15 protein-coding genes are annotated in these 17879 nt (G+C 66.9%); 5 read left to right on the top strand and 10 right to left on the bottom strand.

Features of this window, described 5'->3' with window-relative positions; genetic code table 11:
• Positions 1–34 precede the first annotated feature (34 nt).
• Positions 35–2740, top strand: coding sequence for a DNA mismatch repair protein MutS (mutS, locus tag U0C82_RS08540; protein WP_322186647.1), 2706 nt, complete (start codon positions 35–37; stop codon positions 2738–2740).
• A gap of 92 nt (positions 2741–2832) precedes the next feature.
• Here mutS and U0C82_RS08545 read toward each other — a convergent pair whose 3' ends face one another.
• From U0C82_RS08545 to U0C82_RS08560, 4 genes are all read right to left on the bottom strand, one after another.
• Complete coding sequence (locus U0C82_RS08545) at positions 2833–3366, bottom strand: hypothetical protein (protein ID WP_322186648.1); 534 nt, start codon at positions 3364–3366, stop codon at positions 2833–2835.
• 102 nt (positions 3367–3468) lie between these two features.
• Entirely contained in the window at positions 3469–4554 is a 1086-nt protein-coding gene (locus tag U0C82_RS08550) for a YcjF family protein (protein ID WP_322186649.1), read from the bottom strand.
• Positions 4551–6008 (bottom strand): YcjX family GTP-binding protein, encoded by a 1458-nt coding sequence (locus tag U0C82_RS08555; RefSeq protein WP_322186650.1) that lies wholly within the window; start codon positions 6006–6008, stop codon positions 4551–4553. Before U0C82_RS08555 ends, U0C82_RS08550 begins: the two co-directional genes overlap by 4 nt.
• Before the next feature lie 116 nt (positions 6009–6124).
• Complete coding sequence (locus tag U0C82_RS08560; protein ID WP_322186651.1) at positions 6125–6643, bottom strand: SixA phosphatase family protein; 519 nt, start codon at positions 6641–6643, stop codon at positions 6125–6127.
• Positions 6644–6835: 192 nt separating this feature from the next.
• Here U0C82_RS08560 and U0C82_RS08565 point away from each other — a divergent pair, with 192 nt between their 5' ends.
• Positions 6836–7621 carry an SIMPL domain-containing protein gene (locus tag U0C82_RS08565; RefSeq protein ID WP_322186652.1) on the top strand — a complete coding sequence of 262 codons (786 nt, stop codon included), beginning with the start codon at positions 6836–6838 and terminating at the stop codon, positions 7619–7621.
• Positions 7622–7638: 17 nt separating this feature from the next.
• Here U0C82_RS08565 and U0C82_RS08570 read toward each other — a convergent pair whose 3' ends face one another.
• Positions 7639–8025: a hypothetical protein gene (locus U0C82_RS08570; protein ID WP_322186653.1), complete on the bottom strand. Its 387-nt coding sequence runs from the start codon at positions 8023–8025 to the stop codon at positions 7639–7641.
• A 304-nt stretch (positions 8026–8329) separates the two neighbouring features.
• On the opposite strand from U0C82_RS08570, the gene U0C82_RS08575 reads away from it, so the two are divergent.
• Entirely contained in the window at positions 8330–9295 is a 966-nt protein-coding gene (locus tag U0C82_RS08575; protein WP_322186654.1) for a YihY/virulence factor BrkB family protein, read from the top strand.
• 114 nt (positions 9296–9409) lie between these two features.
• On the opposite strand, the gene U0C82_RS08580 is transcribed toward U0C82_RS08575, so the two are convergent.
• The 5 genes from U0C82_RS08580 to U0C82_RS08600 form a co-directional block, all read right to left on the bottom strand.
• Positions 9410–9958, bottom strand: coding sequence for a formaldehyde-activating enzyme (locus U0C82_RS08580; RefSeq protein ID WP_322186655.1), 549 nt, complete (start codon positions 9956–9958; stop codon positions 9410–9412).
• Between the two features lie 82 nt (positions 9959–10040).
• Entirely contained in the window at positions 10041–10535 is a 495-nt protein-coding gene (locus tag U0C82_RS08585; protein ID WP_322186656.1) for a GNAT family N-acetyltransferase, read from the bottom strand.
• Positions 10536–10554: 19 nt separating this feature from the next.
• Positions 10555–11175 carry a 2,3-bisphosphoglycerate-dependent phosphoglycerate mutase gene (locus U0C82_RS08590; RefSeq protein ID WP_322186657.1) on the bottom strand — a complete coding sequence of 207 codons (621 nt, stop codon included), beginning with the start codon at positions 11173–11175 and terminating at the stop codon, positions 10555–10557.
• Between the two features lie 41 nt (positions 11176–11216).
• On the bottom strand, positions 11217–12032 hold the full coding sequence (dapB, locus tag U0C82_RS08595) for a 4-hydroxy-tetrahydrodipicolinate reductase (RefSeq protein ID WP_322186658.1): 816 nt from the start codon (positions 12030–12032) through the stop codon (positions 11217–11219).
• Between the two features lie 42 nt (positions 12033–12074).
• Entirely contained in the window at positions 12075–13913 is a 1839-nt protein-coding gene (locus tag U0C82_RS08600; protein ID WP_322186659.1) for an ABC transporter ATP-binding protein, read from the bottom strand.
• A gap of 356 nt (positions 13914–14269) precedes the next feature.
• Between U0C82_RS08600 and U0C82_RS08605 the strand changes: the two genes are divergently transcribed.
• Together U0C82_RS08605 and U0C82_RS08610 are read left to right on the top strand one after the other, a co-directional pair.
• Entirely contained in the window at positions 14270–16699 is a 2430-nt protein-coding gene (locus U0C82_RS08605) for a putative bifunctional diguanylate cyclase/phosphodiesterase (protein ID WP_322186660.1), read from the top strand.
• 184 nt (positions 16700–16883) lie between these two features.
• The gene (locus tag U0C82_RS08610) at positions 16884–17816 is read left to right on the top strand and encodes a mechanosensitive ion channel family protein (protein ID WP_322186661.1); all 933 of its coding nucleotides are present in this window, start codon (positions 16884–16886) and stop codon (positions 17814–17816) included.
• Positions 17817–17879: the final 63 nt, after the last annotated feature.

Below are 17879 nucleotides of genomic sequence, written 5' to 3' on the forward strand. Positions count from 1 at the left end.
GCGTCCACCCATCCCGCCGTCCGACCGAGCGAACATGTCAGCCGCGATAGACTCCGCACCGACGCCGATGATGGCGCAATATATCGAGATCAAGGCGGCCAATCCCGATTGCCTCCTGTTCTACCGGATGGGCGATTTCTACGAGCTGTTCTTCGACGATGCGGAAGACGCCTCGCGGGCGCTCGGAATCACGCTCACCAAGCGCGGAAAGCATCTGGGCGAAGACATTCCCATGTGCGGCGTGCCGGTTCATGCCGCCGACGACTATCTGCAGAAGCTGATCGCGCTCGGCTACCGGATCGCGGTCTGCGAACAATTGGAAGACCCGGCCGAAGCCAGGAAGCGCGGCTCGAAATCCGTGGTCCGGCGCGACGTGGTCCGGCTCGTCACCCCCGGCACCATCACCGAGGAGGCGCTGCTCGATCCGGGGCAGGGCAATCACCTCGTCACGCTCACGCGGATCGGGGGCAAGGGCAAGGCCGGCGAATTCGCGCTCGCCTGGACCGATCTATCGACCGGCATTTTCAAGCTGGCGGCAAGTGAGGGGCACCGGATCGAGGCCGATCTGGCCGCGATCGAACCCTCCGAACTCGTCGTCGCCGATCCGCTCTATCGGGACGAGACGTTCGCCGGCGTCTTTCGCCGGTTCGGCAAGCGGGCGCGGCCGGAGCCGCAGGCACTCTTCGATGCGGCGACCGCGCCCGACCGGATCGCCACCTTCTTCGGTGTCGCGACGCTCGACGGCTTCGGCGATTTTTCGCGGGCCGAGCTGTCCGCCGCCGCGGCCCTCATCGCCTATCTCGGCAAGACCCAGCTTGCCGCCCGGCCGGCCCTGCGCCGGCCGGAACGACGGCTTGCCGGCGCATCGATGGAGATCGACCCCGCCACCCGCGCCTCCCTGGAGCTCACGCGTTCGGTCCAGGGCAAGCGGCAGGGCAGCCTTCTCGGCGTCATCGACCGCACCCGCAGCGGCGTCGGCGGTCGTCTCCTGGCAAGCCGGCTTTCGAACCCGCTGACCGATCCGGTCGAGATCGCCGTGCGGCAAGCCTCGCTTGCGCATTTCATCGAGGATCCGGATCTGCGCCGCGACGTGCGCGCCGCTCTTGCCCGCATGCCGGATATCGAACGGGCGCTGTCGCGCCTTGCCCTCGAACGGGGCGGGCCGCGCGATCTTCTGGCGATCCGCTCCGGGCTTCAGGGCGCGGCGTCGATCGGCGAACGGCTGGGCGCGGATCTGCCCGTCGAGCTGGCACACTGCCATGCCGCGCTTTCGGACCTGCCGGCGGCGCTTCGCACCGCGCTCGAAACCATGCTCGGCGACGAAGCCCCGCTCCTCAAGCGCGATGGCGGCTTCGTGCGTCAGGGCGCGATCGGCGAACTCGACGAGGCGCGCACGCTGCGCGAGGATGCCCGCCGTTTCGTCGCCGCGCTTCAGGGCCGACTTGCCGAGGAGACCGGCATCCGGGCGTTGAAGATCAAGCACAACAACGTGCTCGGCTTCTTCATCGAGGTGAACGAGACCCACGGCAAGGCGCTGATGGCCGGCGACGGGGCCGGCCATTTCATCCACCGCCAGACGCTCGCCTCGGCCATGCGGTTCACCACCGGCGAGCTGGCCGAGCTACAGGAGCGCATCGTCAATGCCGGTGCCGACGCACTGCGGATCGAGCTCGAAACATTCGATCGCCTGAGCGCGGCGATCGTCGCGCAGGCCGGTCGCCTGCAGGCCGCCGCCGCCGCCCTCGGCGCCATCGATGTCGCCGCAAGCCTTGCCGAGCTCGCCGTTTCCGAAGACTGGGCGCGCCCGAGGGTCGACGACAGCCTTTCCTTTCGGGTCGAGGGCGGACGTCATCCCGTCGTCGAGGCGGCGCTCGCCGCCGCGCAAGGGGCGAGCTTCGTCGCCAACGACTGCGACCTGTCGCCGCCGGGCGCGGCGAGCGAGGCCGGCGCGATCTGGCTCGTCACCGGGCCGAACATGGGCGGCAAGTCGACCTTCCTGCGCCAGAACGCGCTGATCGCCATTCTTGCCCAGATCGGCGCCTATGTTCCGGCGCGTTCGGCCCATATCGGCATCGTCGATCGCCTGTTCTCGCGTGTCGGCGCGTCGGACGAGCTTGCGGAGGGGCGCTCGACCTTCATGGTGGAGATGGTCGAGACGGCGGCGATCCTCAACCAGTCGAGCGAGCGGGCGCTGGTGATCCTCGACGAGATCGGCCGGGGCACGGCCACCTATGACGGCTTGTCGATCGCCTTCGCAGCTGTCGAGCATCTTCACGAGGTGAACCGCTGCCGCTCGCTGTTCGCCACGCATTTCCACGAGATGACGGCGCTGTCGGAGCGCCTGGCACGCCTGTCCAACGTGACCATGCGGGTGAAGGAATGGCGCGGCGACGTCGTCTTCCTGCACGAGGTCGGGCCGGGGGCCGCCGACAGGTCCTACGGCATCCAGGTCGCCAAGCTCGCCGGCCTGCCGAAGTCCGTGATCAGCCGGGCGAAGGCCGTTCTCGCCGAACTGGAACGCACCGATCAGGGTGAGCGGCGCGGCACGTTTCTCGACGATCTGCCGCTGTTCTCGGCGGCCGTGAAGCGGGAGATGCCGAACGGCAAGCCCCATGCCGACGCGCCCGATCCGGTGGCCGAAGCGCTCGGCGCGATCGATCCCGACCGGCTGTCGCCGCGCGAGGCGCTGGAAGCGCTCTACGAGCTGAAGGCGGTGTCACGCCGCGCGGCCGAGGACTGATCAAGCCATCCGAAGAGCCCGTTCCGCGACGCCGGACACGAAAAGGCCCGCGAACGCCGCGGGCCGGGGACGCGTGGCGGTGCCGGAACGGATTATTGTTCGAGGCTGGTCTGGCGCACGCCGCCGGCACGCTTCAGGTTCATGCCGATGACCGGAACGAGCTGGCCGGCCACGCGCACCGACACGGTGATCGCCATCGTCTCGCCATCGGCAAGCCGGGCGACCATGGCGCCCTTCAACTGGGCGCGGTCGAGGCCGACGACCATCTTGTTGCCGTTGACTTCGCCGGAAATGATGTCGAGGCCCTTGCCCTTGGCGCCGTCCTGGAAGGCGCCGCGATAGCCGCTGCCGGACTGGACGACTTCGGCCCGCATGGGCTGGGCGAACATGCCGACCCGGCAGGAGCCGTCGAGGACGACGCCGACCTTCTTGGCATGCTCGAGGCCGTCGAAGCTGCAGTTGAACTTGGTGCCCTTGTACTTGCCGGCGACGATCTCGCCGGGACCGCTCCACTTGCCCGCGACCTGGCGGAAGAAGGTCTTGTCACCGGCTGCCATGGCCGGTGCGGAGGCAATGGCGCCAAAGGCGACGAGAGTGGCTAGGCCAAGGGTCTTCACGCGCGACATCGAGGAACCTTCCGGGCTTCAAGCAATGCTTGGATACGATGGATTGACTATCCTCCCGAATGGTTAACCGAGCCTTTCCAAGCCAGCAATCGCAAAAATGATTCAGGGATTTCGATTTCGGTCCGGCTGTTGCCGGGCGGCGAAACGGGTGATTTCACCGAGCACGTCCCGCAGCTTCGGACGCTGGGCCGTCATGAAGGGGAAGGGGCGGCACAGGTCCATCGCGGCGAGCCCGATCCGTGCCGTCAGAAGCCCGTTGACGATGCCTTCGCCGAGCCGCGCCGAAAGCTTGGCCGCGATGCCGTGGCCCATCAGCTGCCCGATGAGATCGTCGCCGATCGCGATCGAACCGGTGACCGCGAGATGCGCCACCACGTTGCGGGTGAGGCGAACGAGACCCAGCGTGCCCGGCCTCGCACCGTAGAGCTCCGACATGCGGCGGATGAGCTTGACGCTCTCGAACAGGACATAGGCGACGTCGACGAGCGCCTTGGGGCTGACGGCGGTGACGACGGAGGTGCGCTTGGCGGTCGAAAGGACGAGCGCGATCGCCTGGGCGTCGAGGGGGCCCAGAATATCGCGTTCGGCGATGCGGATGAGATCGGCGCCGTCGATGACCTCGTCCTTCATGTCGGCCAGCTTCGTGCGTCCGGGCAGGGTCTCGGGCCGGGCGGAGACGAGGGCGCCGAGCTTGGCGATCGCCGCGTTCGCCTCCTCGCGCGAATTGGCGTGGAAGGCGGCCTGCGAGGCCTGACGGTCGCGCTCGACGGCGCTGAGCCGCATCAGCCCGACGACCTCGCGCACGACGATGCCGAGAACCGCCAGAAGCAACATGAGGGACGCGGCAAGCGCCGTCCAGCCGAGCCAGTCGTAGCGGGCGAAGAGATCGCGCACGAGGGAATCGATCCACAGGCCGATGCCGAGCGAGACCAGCGCACCGAACGCGCCGAGCGCGAGCTTGGCGAACGGGAACCGCTTCTTCCTCCGGATCACGATCTGGGTGGGACCTGCGTTCAGATCCTCGTCGATCGCCTCGTCCGGCTCAAAGGACAGGGTATCAAGGCCCGGAAAGGCGCGGGGGGACCGGGACGCCGTCTTCGTCCCGGCCGTCGCGGCGTCCTCGTCCCGTTCGGAGCCGGGCATGCGAAACGCCTGGGGCGGGCGGCGCGGCGGATTGGTGTCGCTCATCGCAGCCGGTCTCCCATCAGGAATTCGAGCGCGCGATCGAGCCGGATATGGGGAAGCGACAGGGTAAGGCCGTCCTGCGTCCGCTCCAGCTTCGGCGGCCTGAAGCGGACGAACCGGATCGGATCGGCGCGGGTGGCATGGCCGTCCATGTCCATGAAGAGGGATGTCGGGTCCTTCGGCAGGTCGCCGGGGAAGATCGCGGTCTCGGTGCGCCCGTCGAAGGTCTCGCCGCCGATCCGTTCGCCGGCCTGCGGCACGCCGACGATCACGGGAAGATCGTCGCCATTGTCCTCGATCCGCGCCTCGCGCGTCGCGCGCACGGCCGCCATGGCGATGACCTGGGTATCGGCGCCGGAAAAGTCGGCGCGCTTCACCGCTCCCTCGACGAGCCGGCGCACGATCGCCTCGAGGCGCCGGTGGCTTTCGCGGTGGAGATGGTCGGCTTTCGTCGCCGCCACCAGAATGCGGTCGATCCGCCGCGTCAGGAGCGAGCCGAGCCAGCTCGCCCGCCCCGGCCTGAAGCAGCGCAGGATGTCGGACAGCGCGATTTCCAGATCCCGTACGGCTTCGGGGCCGGCATTGATCGCCTGCAGCGCGTCGACAAGCAGGATCTGCCGGTCGAGCCGGGCGAAATGATCGCGGAAAAAGGGTTTGACCACGATGGTCTTGTAGGCCTCGTAGCGCCGGTCGAGCACGGCGCCGAGCGAGTTCTTCGCGTAGGGTCCGTCCGTTGCGGGCGGCAGCGGCGCGAAGGTGAGGGCGGGCGAGCCTTCAAGATCCCCCGGCATCAGGAACCGTCCGGGGGGAAGCGTCGAGAGCGCGGTGTTGTCGGCACGGGCGGCCGTCAGATAGGCCGAGAAGGCGCGGCTGAGCTTCTGGGCCGTCGGCTCGTCCATGGCCGCGTTCGGGTCGATCTCGCCGAGAAGCTGCAGGAACGGGCCGGCGATCGCCTCGCGTCCGGGAAGCTTCGCGCGCTGGATCGATTCGGCGGAAAACGCGGCGAAATCCTTGCCGATCAACGGCAGGTCGAGCAGCCATTCGCCCGGATAGTCGACAATATCGATCGACAGCCTGCCGCGCGAGAACATGCGCGACCAGCCGGAGGCCGATTCGAACTCGACGGTGAGGCGAAGCTCGGAGATCGCGCGGGTGGAGTTGGGCCAGTCGCGCTCGTCGAGAAGCCGGGCGATATGGTCCTCGTACTGGAAGCGCGGCACCGCATCGTCCGGCTGTTCCTCCAGATAGGTGCGCGCGATGCGCCCGCTCGCCTGGGGCGAGAACAGGGGCAGCCGCCCGGCATGCAGGAGATTGTGGACGAGGGCGGAGATGAACACCGTCTTTCCGGCCCGCGACAGGCCGGTGACGCCGAGCCGAAGCGTCGGGTTGAACAAGTCGGATGTCCTGTCGGCGAGGTTGTCGAACGCGATACGCGCCTCGTCGGCGAATGAAGTCATGCAGCGCTGCCCCTCGCAAATGGTCTGCTTCCGGTCGAAGCCTCATATAGGGGCCGACACCCGAGGCTGCGACGCGAGCGGCGTCGAGCGGGCGGCAATGGACGAGATCGGCCGGCTCAGGCCATTTCGTGGGGAAGCAGGATGCGCTCCATCGTGCCGCCGCCGTCCGCCATGGCCTTGAAGCCCTGCGCGCACGAAAACTCGATGAAACCGCAGGTCGGAAGTCCTTCGCGCAGCTTGGCGTAGGCCTTGCTGTCCTGCGGGACGAGGGAAAGGGCGAAATCCTCGATCATCGGATTGTGACCGATGACGAGAACGGTCCGGGCGTCCGGATCGGCGCACATGGCCGCGATGTAGGCCTCCGGGCCCAGTCCGTACAGATCGTCCGACAGTTCGGTTCTCGCGATGGCCTTGAAGGCGGGCTTGACGAGATCGAAGGTCTCGCGCGCCCGTGAGGCGGTCGAGCAGTGCGCGCAGTCGATCTCGATGGCTTCGGCCTCGATCGCGTCCGCAAGCCGCGCCGCTTCCTCGCGGCCCCGATCGTCGAGGTTGCGCTGATGGTCGCGTTGACCCGGCAGCGCCCAGGACGAGTGGGCGTGCCTCAGGATGAAAAGTCGGTGCGGCGTCGATACCATCCGACTGGAATAAGCCGAACCGGGCCGCACGGCAATCCATGCCGCAAGGCTCTTCGGGATCGCGTCTGCCGGATCGCGGAGGAGGACCCGGGCATGCCGTCAAAACGTCTTGGTTTCCGGGCAATTTGACGGGACAGGGCATGGCCGGGGCCATGCCGTGCGAAACCAGAATGACGACCGGAGACGACTGACATGGCCTTTGATACACGCAATGGGCGGCTCGACCTGACATGCCTCGCGCTCGCGCTGGCGCTCGCGGTGCCGAGCGTCCTCGCGGTGCGCCCGGCGAGCGCGCAGGGGACTGCCGAAGCGGCGAGCGGCACGCCGGCGCGGGCGACGGTCGCGGTGTCGGGTTACGGAGAGGCGAGCGCCGCGCCCGACCAGGCTTCGCTGACCTTTTCCGTCGTCCATCAGGCCGAAACCGCCAAGGGCGCGGTCGATGCGGGCAGCGCCGCGATGAGCGGGATCATCGCCGGCATGCGCGAGCTCGGGGCCGAGGACCGCGATCTCCAGACGGCGAACTTCCAGATCTTCCCGCAATACGGCCAGGCCGACGCGACGCGTCCGGGGCCCGAACAGACCAACGAGATCGTCGGCTACGAGGCGCGCAACACATTGTCGGTGACGGTGCGCAGGATCGAGGAGGTCGGCGCCTATCTCGACAAGGCGATCGATCTCGGCGTCAATCAGGGCGGCGATGTCCGCTTCGAGATCGAGGACGACAGTGCGCTGCTTGCCGAGGCGAGGCGCGCGGCGATCGAGGATGCAAAAGCCAAGGCGCGCCTTTATGCCGAGGCGGCCGGCGTGTCGCTCGGCCAGGTGATGGCGATCGCCGAACCCTCGGTGACCACCGCGCCCCAGCCCGAAATGATGAAGATGCGGATGGCCGCCGACAGCGGCGGATCGGGCGTGCCGATCGAGGCGGGAGAGCTGACGCGCTCGGCCTCGATCGAAATGGTGTTCGCGATCACGCGGTAGGTTCGCGGGCCGATGCCTTACCGGCCGCGAATGCCGGCGACCGGGCAGTTGTGCCGGTTGGCGAACCGGATGATCGCGCGGTCGCCGTTCAGTCGACCGGCGACCGCGACGGCCCGCGGGTTGGCGCGAACGACGCGGGCATGGCGCATGCCGATGCGGCTGGCCTTGTGGACGGCGCGGCGCAGATCGCATCCGTAGGCGGCATGGCCACGCCCGCGGACATCGCGGCCGTAGCCCCGGCCGTGACCCCGTCCACGGTCGCGATAGTCGATCGCGACGGGGCCGTTTCCGATGGTGACGCCGACGCTGAAACCGTTGGCGGCGGCAGGTGCCGCGGCAGCGCCGATGGCGCCGAGCGAGACGGCGGCGGCAAGGCAGGCATTGCGGATGAGCTTGACGAACATGGCGAAGATCCTTTGCACGGGGGTGTCGATGGATCGGAGCTTCGCATGGCCGGTCTGAACCGGGCCGGAGCCGCACGTTCATATGCAATTCAGGCGGAGGATCAGCCCTTTCGACCTTCGCCATCGCATCGGGTTCCGCCGCCGGGCGGCGGACGATTTGCGCAATCTCGCCGAAAGGAGTGGAACCTGCGCCGCCACCGCAGGTTGGGCCTCGAAGAGATTATCGGCAAAAGCCCCGTTCCCGCGTCCGCCCCCCGGCGTTCACCGAGCGCCGGGGCACGACGGGAAGAGGGACATCCACCACATGAGCAGACCGGCGACCAGCGCGGGGCGGCACGCCCACTCACCGTCCGACATGCCGGCAAAGGGCTGGAAGGCCGTGCTGATGCGGGTTAAGGACCGTTTCGAGGAGCACCGCGTCACCCTCGTGGCCGCCGGCATCACCTTCTACATTCTCCTCGCCCTGTTTCCCGCCATCGCCTCGCTCGTGGCGGTCTACGGGCTCGTCGCCGATCCGGAGACGATCCGGTCCCAGCTGGCGACCCTTCAGGGGATCGTGCCGGCCAGCGTGCTCGACATCGTCCGCTCGCAGGTCGAGCGGCTCGCCAGCCAGTCGAGTTCGTCCCTGTCGCTCGCGTTCGCCGGGTCCCTGTTCTTGTCGCTCTATTCCTCGACCAAGGGCGTCAAGGCGCTCTTCAAGGCGATGAACATCGCCTACGAGGAAAAGGACGAGCGCAGCTTCATCAGGAAGAACGTCCTGTCGCTGGTCTTCGTGATCGCCAGCATCGTGCTCGTCGTCCTGGCGCTCCTCACCATCGTCGTCATTCCCTCGGTGATCTCGTTCCTGCCGATCCCGGCGGATCTCGCCTGGATCGTCACGGTCGTGCCGCCGATCGTTCTGGCGGCGATCGCGGTCGCGTGGGTCGCAGGTCTCTTTCGCCTCGGTCCCGATCGCCGGTCCGCGACGCTCAAATGGCTGACGCCGGGCGCCCTCTTCACGATCGTCGGCTGGGTGCTCGCCTCGGCCGCGTTCAGCTTCTATGCCGCGAACGTGAAGAACTTCGACGCCGCCTACGGCTCCATGGCCTCGATCATCGTCTTCCTCATGTGGACCTGGATCATGATGATCGTGCTGCTGGCCGGGGCGGAGATCAATGCGCAACTCGAACACCAGACCGGCGAGGACACGACTGTCGGCGAGGATCGTGCGCCCGGCGACCGCGACGCGACGCTCGCCGATCATATCGCGGCGCTCAAGGGGCGCGAGTGAACGAGGTCCCGGCAATCTTGCGACGCCGCGAAGCGTTGTCTGCATGCCGGGACGAAGGACGCCGCCGGAAGGCGATGCTCCGGGCGGCGTCCCGTCGACCAACGGTTCGACGGATCAGATCTTGCCGTCGAGTCCCTGCTGATAATATTTATGGGTGATCTTGTCCTGGTTCTCCAGCAGCCAGTCGATCGAGGGCTCGTTCCGCATCGCCTTGCGGATGGCATTGGTCATGCCTTTGCGATGGATGTCGAAGAGCGCCTTGTGATCGAGATTGTCTTCCTCGATGACGCTGGGCGCCAGCCAGACCGAGCAGATGATCCCGAGATCGTTGACCCTGTCCTTGGGCAGCAGGCCCTCGCGCACGGCGTCGAGGACGCCGTTGGCGATGGCGAACTGCACGGTGCCCATCAGGATGGAGGTATATTTCGGATTGTCGACGGTGACCTTGGAGACGCAGAGCGTGACGGGGCGCACCATGATGTCGGTGTTGAGAAGAGCGAAGACGCGGCTGTGGCCCTTGACCTGATCGCCGGTGAGCGTCGCGAGTGCGGTGCCGACGGGGCCGTCGAGTTCTCCGATGACCACTTCGGGTTCGGCGGCGGTGCCCGGAGGACCTCCGGCGACGAGGGCTTCACCGGTGCGCATGACGATACGATCGGACATGAAATCTCCAAAACCTGTTTCGATTGGTGCCTCGGTCCGCCTAACAGATCGGCGGGCGCTGCGGCAACCGGGCCGCGTCCGGTCACAGCTCCCGCCACATGACGCAGGCGTCCACCAGGCCCTCGCGCGGATGATCGAAGGCGTTCGGCAGGCGCGTCAGCGTCCTGAAGCCTAGGCTCTCCCACAGATGGATCGCGCCGAGATTGGTGGCGACGACGAAATTGTACTGCATCGCCCTGAAACCGCGTGCCTTCGCCTCGGCGAGCGAGTGCCGCGCCATGGCGCGGGCGATGCCGCGCCCGCGCGCCGCCTGCGAGACGGCATAGCCGCAATTGGCGATGTGCGAGCCGCCGCCGGCCTGGTTGCGCTTCAGGTAGTAGGTTCCGACGATCGCGCCGGCCAGTTCGGCGACGAAGGTCGAACGATCCCCGCCGAGCCAGTAGGCGAGGGCGTCCGTCTTCCCGATGTCCCGGTCGAGGGCGTAGGTCTCACCGTCACGCAGGATCGGCCCGATGATCGACCAGACGGCCTCGCGGTCCCCTGCCGTTGCAGGTCGCATGACGGGTGTTTCAGTCATGTGGGGATGATCCGAGGCGTCAGGCCTTGAGAACCGTCTTGTCGCCGATCGTGGAATCGGGATTGATCCTGTAGACGATCGGCACGCCGGTCGCGATCTCGTAACCGAGGATCTCCTCCGGCGTCATGCCTTCCAGCGCCATCACCATGGCGCGCAGCGTGTTGCCGTGGGCCGAGACGATCACGGTCTCGCCGCGCAGGACGTGCGGCTGGATCGTGTGATAATAATAGGGCCAGACCCGCGCGCCGGTGTCCTTCAGGCTTTCGCCATTGGGCGGCGGCACGTCGTAGGAGCGGCGCCACTGGTGCACCTGCTCCTCGCCCCAGTTCTTCTTCGCCTCGTCCTTGTCGAGGCCGGCCAGATCGCCGTAGGCGCGCTCGTTGAGGGCGATGTTCTCGGTCACGGGCAGATCGCTCTGGCCGATTTCCGCAAGCATCAGCGTCATGGTGCGCTGGGCCCGCACGAGCAGCGAGGTGAAACCGATGTCGAAGCGATGGCCCGCCGCCTTGAGGCGCTGGCCGGCGGCCTTTGCTTCCGAGACGCCGAGTTCGGTGAGGTCGGGGTCCTTCCAGCCGGTGAAGAGGTTGCGCTTGTTCCATTCGCTCTGCCCGTGACGGACGAGGACCAGGGTGCCGGACATTGTGATGGGATCCTTCTTGGATGAAGCGGGGATAGGAAAGACTAGCCGGTGAGGCCCAGAACGTCGCGCATGGAGTAGAGGCCCGCGGAACGGCCCTTCGTCCAGAGCGCCGCCGAGACCGCGCCGCGCGCGAAGATGGCCCGGTCGCCCGCCTTGTGGGAGATCTCGATCCGTTCGCCCTCGCCCGCGAGGATCACGGCGTGCTCGCCGACGACGGAGCCCCCGCGCAGCGTCGCGAAGCCGATCGATCCGGTCTGCCGCGGCCCGGTCTGTCCGTCGCGCACGCGCACGGCGTGTTCGTCGAGACCGATGCCCCGTCCCTTCGCGGCGGCCTCGCCCAACAGCAGCGCGGTGCCGGAGGGCGCGTCGACCTTGTGCCGGTGGTGCATCTCGAGAATCTCGATGTCGAAGAGGTTGGCCGGAAGCGCGCGTGCCGCCTGTTCGACGAGGCCGGCGATGAGATTGACGCCGAGGCTCATATTGCCGGACTTGACGATCGCGGTCCTGCGGGCGGCGTCCGCGATCCGCGTCTCGTGTTCGACCTGGAAGCCCGTCGTGCCGATCACGTGGGCGCAGCCGGCCAGCGCCGCGGCGTCCGCCAGCATGGCGCTGGCGTCGGGCGCGGAAAAGTCGATGACGGCATCGGCGCCCGAAAGCGCGCCCGCAATGTCCGAGGTGACGCGCACGCCCTGCTTGCGGATGCCGGCAAGGCTTCCGGCATCCTCTCCGAGGGCAGCCGAGCTTGCGGGCTCCAGGGCCGCGACGAGCTTCGCGCCGGCGGTCTCGGCGACGATCTCGATGATCGTTCGGCCCATCCGTCCGGCTGCGCCGAAGACAACAATACGTGTTTCGCTCATCGTTTCATGCCTTCGAGCCGGATGGGGGCCTGAAGCCGGCGGTCAGGCCAGCGGGAGAATATCGTCGCCCTGGCGACGGGTCTGCAGGGCATAGAAGCGGGCATAAAGGCCTTTCGGCCGGTCTACAAGCTCTTCGTGCGTGCCGCCCTCGGCGATCTCGCCGCCGTCGATGACGAGAATCTGATCGGCGTTGACGATGGTGGACAGGCGGTGCGCGACCACGATCGTCGTGCGATCCTTCATCGCGTTTTCCAGCGCCTCCTGCACGAGGGTTTCCGAGCGCGTGTCGAGCGCGCTCGTCGCCTCGTCGAGAAGCAGGATGGGCGCGTTGCGCACCAGAGCGCGGGCGATCGACAGGCGCTGGCGCTGGCCGCCCGATAGCGTGATCCCGTTCTCGCCGAGCGGCGTGTCGTAGCCGAGGGGCTGGCGCAGGATGAATTCCTCCGCCTGCGCCTTGCGCGCCGCGTCCTCGATGTCGGCATCGCTCGCATCCATGCGGCCAAGCCGGATATTGTCGCGGATCGTGCCCTCGAAGAGGTAGGGCGATTGCGGGACGTAGGCGATCTGGGTGCGCAGGGAGGCCTTGGTGATGTCGCGGATATCCGTGCCGTCGACGCGGATCGCGCCCTTCTCCACGTCGTAGAAGCGTTGCATCAGGGAAATGATGGTCGACTTGCCGCCGCCCGACGCGCCGATCAGCGCCGTCGTGCGGCCTGCCGGCGCCGTGAAGCTGATCCCGTTCAGAACCGCTTCGCCTGCATGATAGGAGAAGGTCACCGCGTCGAAGCTGATCTCCCCCGTCGTCAGGACGAGGGGCCTTGCCGTCGGCTTGTCGGCCTGGCGCGGCTCGAGATCGAGGATCTCGTAGATCATCGCCGCGTTGACCATGGCGCGCTCGAGCTGCACCTGCAGCTTCGCCAGCCGCCGCGCCGGATCGTAGGCGAGGAGGAGCGCGGTGATGAAGGCGAACATCGCGCCGGGCGAATAGCCGAAGACGATGGCGCGGTAGCCCGAATAGGCGATGACGCTCGCGATCGCGAGGCCGGCGACGACCTCGGTCACCGGCGTCGTGCGCTCGCTGATCGCGGCGACGCGGTTCGATCGGGCCTCCGCCGTCCTCACCAGGACCTCCAGCCGGTCGCGCAAGGGACGCTCCATCGTGAAGGCCTTGACGACGGTGATGCCCTGGGCCGCCTCCTGCATGGAGGCGAGCACGCGCGCGTTCACGTCGATGACCTCGCGGGTGACGGTGCGCAGCTTGCGGGCAAGGGTCGCGATCATGATCGTGATCGGCGGGGCCGCCAGGAGCGCGATCGCCGACAGGATCGGGTCCTGCCAGATCATGACGCCGACGAGGAAGATCAGGCTCAGCACGTCGCGGGCGAGCGAGGTGATCGTCAGGTTGAGCGTATCGCGAATGCCCGAGACGTTCTGGTTGATGCGGGCGGCCAGATGCGCCGAGCGGTTGTCGGCGAAGAAATCGACGGAAAGCTCCGTCAGCTTCTCGAACAGGCGGCGCTGATAGCGCGCGACGATATTGTTGCCGATCCGGGCCAGGAGCACGCCCTGGCCGTAGCTTGCGAAACCGCGCACGACGAAGGTCAGGAACACGATGATCGGCAGGGTCACGATCGCCGTCCGATTGCCCTCGACGAAGATCTCGTCGATGACGTCCCGCATGATCCATGCCAGGAACGCCGTCGTGCCGGCGATGAGAACCAGGCAGACGATGGCGATCGCGTACTGGCGCACGAACCGGTGGGCGTTTTCCCGGAACATCCGCTTGACGAGGCGCAGCATGACGCCGCGATCCTCCCGCTGCTTCAGGCGCAGCTTGGGCCGCTTCGAGATCGGGGGTTTTTTGTCTTCGGATTTCGTCATGTCGCGCCAAGGCTATAACGGGCCGGCTTTGCGCTGCCTATTGCAAATCTGCCCTGCGAGGGTGCGTTCGGCCCCGGCCGGGCCCATTCTCTTTGCGACCGCGTTATTCCTGCATCGCATCGCGGGCAGGGCCCGGCCGCGCAACGGTTTGCGGCGGATCGAGGGGGGCGGGAGGAGGCAGGCGCGGGGCGGCGGGCGACGCTTTCCCCGCCGGGCGGCGGGTATGCAAGGGCCGGTAGCACTTTTTTTGCGATCTCTAACCGCTCGGTAACTTCGTCCCGGTTATGGAGAGAGGGCCCTTCCGGACTTCAGGAATGTTTCGTCGCGAGGGGCTGGCAGGAGCGCACCGGATACCCATGTCGATCACGTCGCGAATCATAGCAGGTAGCTTCGTCTTTTTGTCCTTGATGGTCGCGTTCGCCCTGTTTTCCCTCCAGACCCAGTCCGCAGCCCTCGAACTTTCCGACCGGATCTACTCGGCGAGCGTCGTGCCCCTCGATCGCCTGCACGCCGCCCAGAGCAAGGCCGATGCCCTGCGCGGCCGGCTCGAGCCGTCCACCACCGATTCAACGCGCGGACCCGGCCTCATCGAGAGCGAGAAGCAGGAATTCCGCGAGGCGATCGGCCAGATCCGGTCCGATTTCGATCTCGTCCTCGCTTCACCGATCTCGACCGAGACCGCCGCGGTGATTTCCCAGATGCGCTATCCGCTCAGCCGCCTGTCCATGAGCAACGGGAAGCTGTCGACCCGCGCCGCCGTCTCGGACCTGACGGACCTTTCGCGCGACCTCGATCGCGCGATCGAAAGCCTTCGCGCCGACCTTGCCGCCGACCGCGCCGAGGCGGAACGCCGCTCGACGTCGGGCAACTGGCTGACGATGGCGGGCCTCGGCGCCATCGTGCTCGCGATCGCCGCCTTCACCATTCTGACCGTCCGCTCGATCCGCGGCGCCTTGCGCAAGGTGGCGCACACCGCTGCGAACATCGGATCCGACACCTGGGAACAGCCGGTTGTCCGCCGGGTCCCGAGCGAGGTCCGCGGCCTTCTCGAGACCCTCTCCGGCATCCATCTGCGCTTCCGCTCCTCCACCGAGTCCATGTCCGTCCAGTCGAACGCGCTTGCCGGGGAGCTGGAGGAAAAGCGGGACCAGATGGCGGCCGCGCTCAACAACATGACGCAGGCCCTGTGCATGCTGGATGCGGACAAGAAGCTCCTCGTCTCCAACGAGGTCTTCTCCTACTATTTCGGCACCCATGCGATCGGCACGCCGGCCAAGCAGTTCCTGCGCGATCCGCGCCTGACCGCGCCGCTGCCGCGCAACGAAACCTCGGTCATGCTGACGGAAACCGAGAATGGCGAGATCATGGAGGTCAAGCGTCGCGGCATGGCCGGACGTGGCCTTCTCATCACGTTCGAGGACATCACCGAGCGCCGGGAGATCGCCGAGCGTCTGGAACACATGGCCGCCCATGACGGCCTGACCGATCTGCCGAACCGGAAGTGCTTCGTCGACGAGATCGAGGCGCTCCTTTTGAAGAAGCGCGGCGATTTCGCGCTGATGGTTCTCGATCTTCGGAACTTCAAGTCGATCAACGACAATTACGGCCATCCGGTCGGCGATGCGATGCTGTCGGAGCTCGGCGACCGACTGGTGCGCATCGGCGGCCCCCGAGCCATCGTCGCGCGCCTCGGCGGCGACGAATTCGGCATTCTCTTCACCGGCGCCAAGGACCTCGAGGGGATCGGCTCGTTCGCGTCGAGCGTCCTTGCAAGCTTCGACGAGCCGTTCGAGATCGACGGGCGCCGCATCACGAGCTCCGCTGCGATCGGCGTGGTGCAGGTCAACGCCCAGGAGAAGGAAGAGGGGACGAACGCGGACATTCTCCTGCAGAACTGCGACCTCGCCCTCTACGAGGCGAAGGCCTCGGATTTCGCAACCTGGCGGATCTTCGATCCGGCCATGCGCAACCGCAAGCGCGAGCGCCGGGAGATGGAGCGCGATCTGCGGACCGCGCTGGAGAACAACGAGTTCGAACTCTTCTACCAACCCTTCGTCGACGCAGGCCAATCGGCCGTCAGCGGCTTCGAAGCGCTGCTGCGGTGGCGTCATCCCGAAAAGGGCCTGGTTCCGCCCGGCCTCTTCGTTCCCCTGGCCGAGCAGACCGGTCTCATCGAGGCGATCGGCGTTTGGTGTCTCGAAACGGCGTGCCTGGAAGCTGCGAGCTGGTCGTCGGACATGACCATCTCCGTCAACATGTCGCCGGTCCAGTTCAAGAGCACCCGTCTCGTGGCGGATGTCGACCGCGCCCTGTCCATGAGCGGCCTCGATCCGCGTCGCCTCCAGATCGAAGTGACCGAATCCCTGTTCATCGACGAGAGCGAGAACATCCTGTCCATCCTGCAGGATTTCCGCAAGCGCGGCCTGACGATCTCCATGGACGATTTCGGCACCGGCTACTCCTCGCTCGGCTATCTGTCGCGGTTCCCCTTCGACAAGATCAAGATCGACCAGTCCTTCGTGCGCGATCTCAGCCGTCCGGAGAACATCGCGATCGTGCGCTCGGTGATCGGCCTGTCGCGCGCGCTCGACATGAAGGTCCTGGCGGAAGGCATCGAGACCCGCGAGCAGATGGACATCCTGATCCGGGAGGGATGCCTGGAGATGCAGGGCTACTATTTCGCCAGACCGCTTCCGGCCTCGGAGCTTCCGCGCATGATCGCCGACATCACGGCCCGCTGGAACGGCGATCTGCGGATCCAGCGGCAGGGCCGGGCCGCAGCCTGACGCGGGCGATTGACGAGGGCGTGATCGGATCCGTAAAGTTTTAGGTAATATCCCTGCCGTAGGAATGGTTTACGCGAAATTACCGGTGCTGGAAGGCTGACGCTTGCAAGAAGCGGCGGGCTCTCGGCGACCGTTGGTGTTCGTCCGTTGATCCATGCAAGCCTGTTTCGAGGATTGTGGCCTTATGCCGGATATTTTCATCCCGTCCGCCATCTCCAGCAATCTCCAGTGGAGCCTTGCGGTTCTGGGGTTCTGCCTCGCCACCCGCTGCGCCGTCGAATGGGGCGCCTGTTGCGGGCGCGATCCGATCGTCGCGCGCCGAAGGCGGTTCACGGTGCGTGCCGTCACGAATGCGATGATCGCGATCGGGCTGCTCGGCATCTGGCTTGCCGAGATCCAGAATGCCCTGTTCTCGCTGACCGCGGTCCTCGTCGCCCTCGTCGTCGCCACGAAGGAGCTGATCATGTGCGTCGCGGGCTCGATCCTGCGGTTCGGCGGCCATCTCTTCAAGGTGGGCGACCGGATCGAGCTGAACGGAATCCACGGCGAGGTCGTCGATCATTCCCTGTTCTCGACCACGATCATGGAACTGCCGCCGGTCCATGCGGGCTTTTCGGGGACGGGGCGGACCGTGATGCTGCCCAATTCCGTGCTGTTGTCGGGGCCCGTCAAGGTGGAGGCGCAGCCGCGCCAGTTCGCGCCGCATCGTTTCACGCTGACCATGGAGCAGCAGGTGCGGGCCGGCGAGACGATCCGGATCATCGCGGAAGCGGCCCGCGTCGCGCTCGAAGGCGATCGGGAACTGGCGTCCCGCTTTCACCAGTTCGCATCGCGCAAGGCGGGCGCCGAGATCTCGGGCCCGGAGACGACGATCGTCCTTGGCACCAGCGACATCGGCAAGATGCAGTTTCAGGTGACCATCTATTGCCTCGTCAAGGACGCCTCGCAGCTTCAGAACGCCATCATATCGGCCGTGCTCGACACGCTCGAACAGGCCGCGAGCCGCCCCGCGGACGCGGAGCGGAGCGCTTCCGGCCAGACATGGTCGGAGCTTGCCAACCGCTTGAAGGCGCAGGTTCCGAGCGCCGTGAGCAAGGCCGCGAACAAGGCGGCCTGAGCCCGAAGGGATACTCCCCCAATACGCGCCGGAAACCCCGGGAGCCCTGCCGCGCGGGCCCTC

This window comes from Fulvimarina uroteuthidis, assembly GCF_034321785.1.
Classification (GTDB): domain Bacteria; phylum Pseudomonadota; class Alphaproteobacteria; order Rhizobiales; family Rhizobiaceae; genus Fulvimarina; species Fulvimarina uroteuthidis.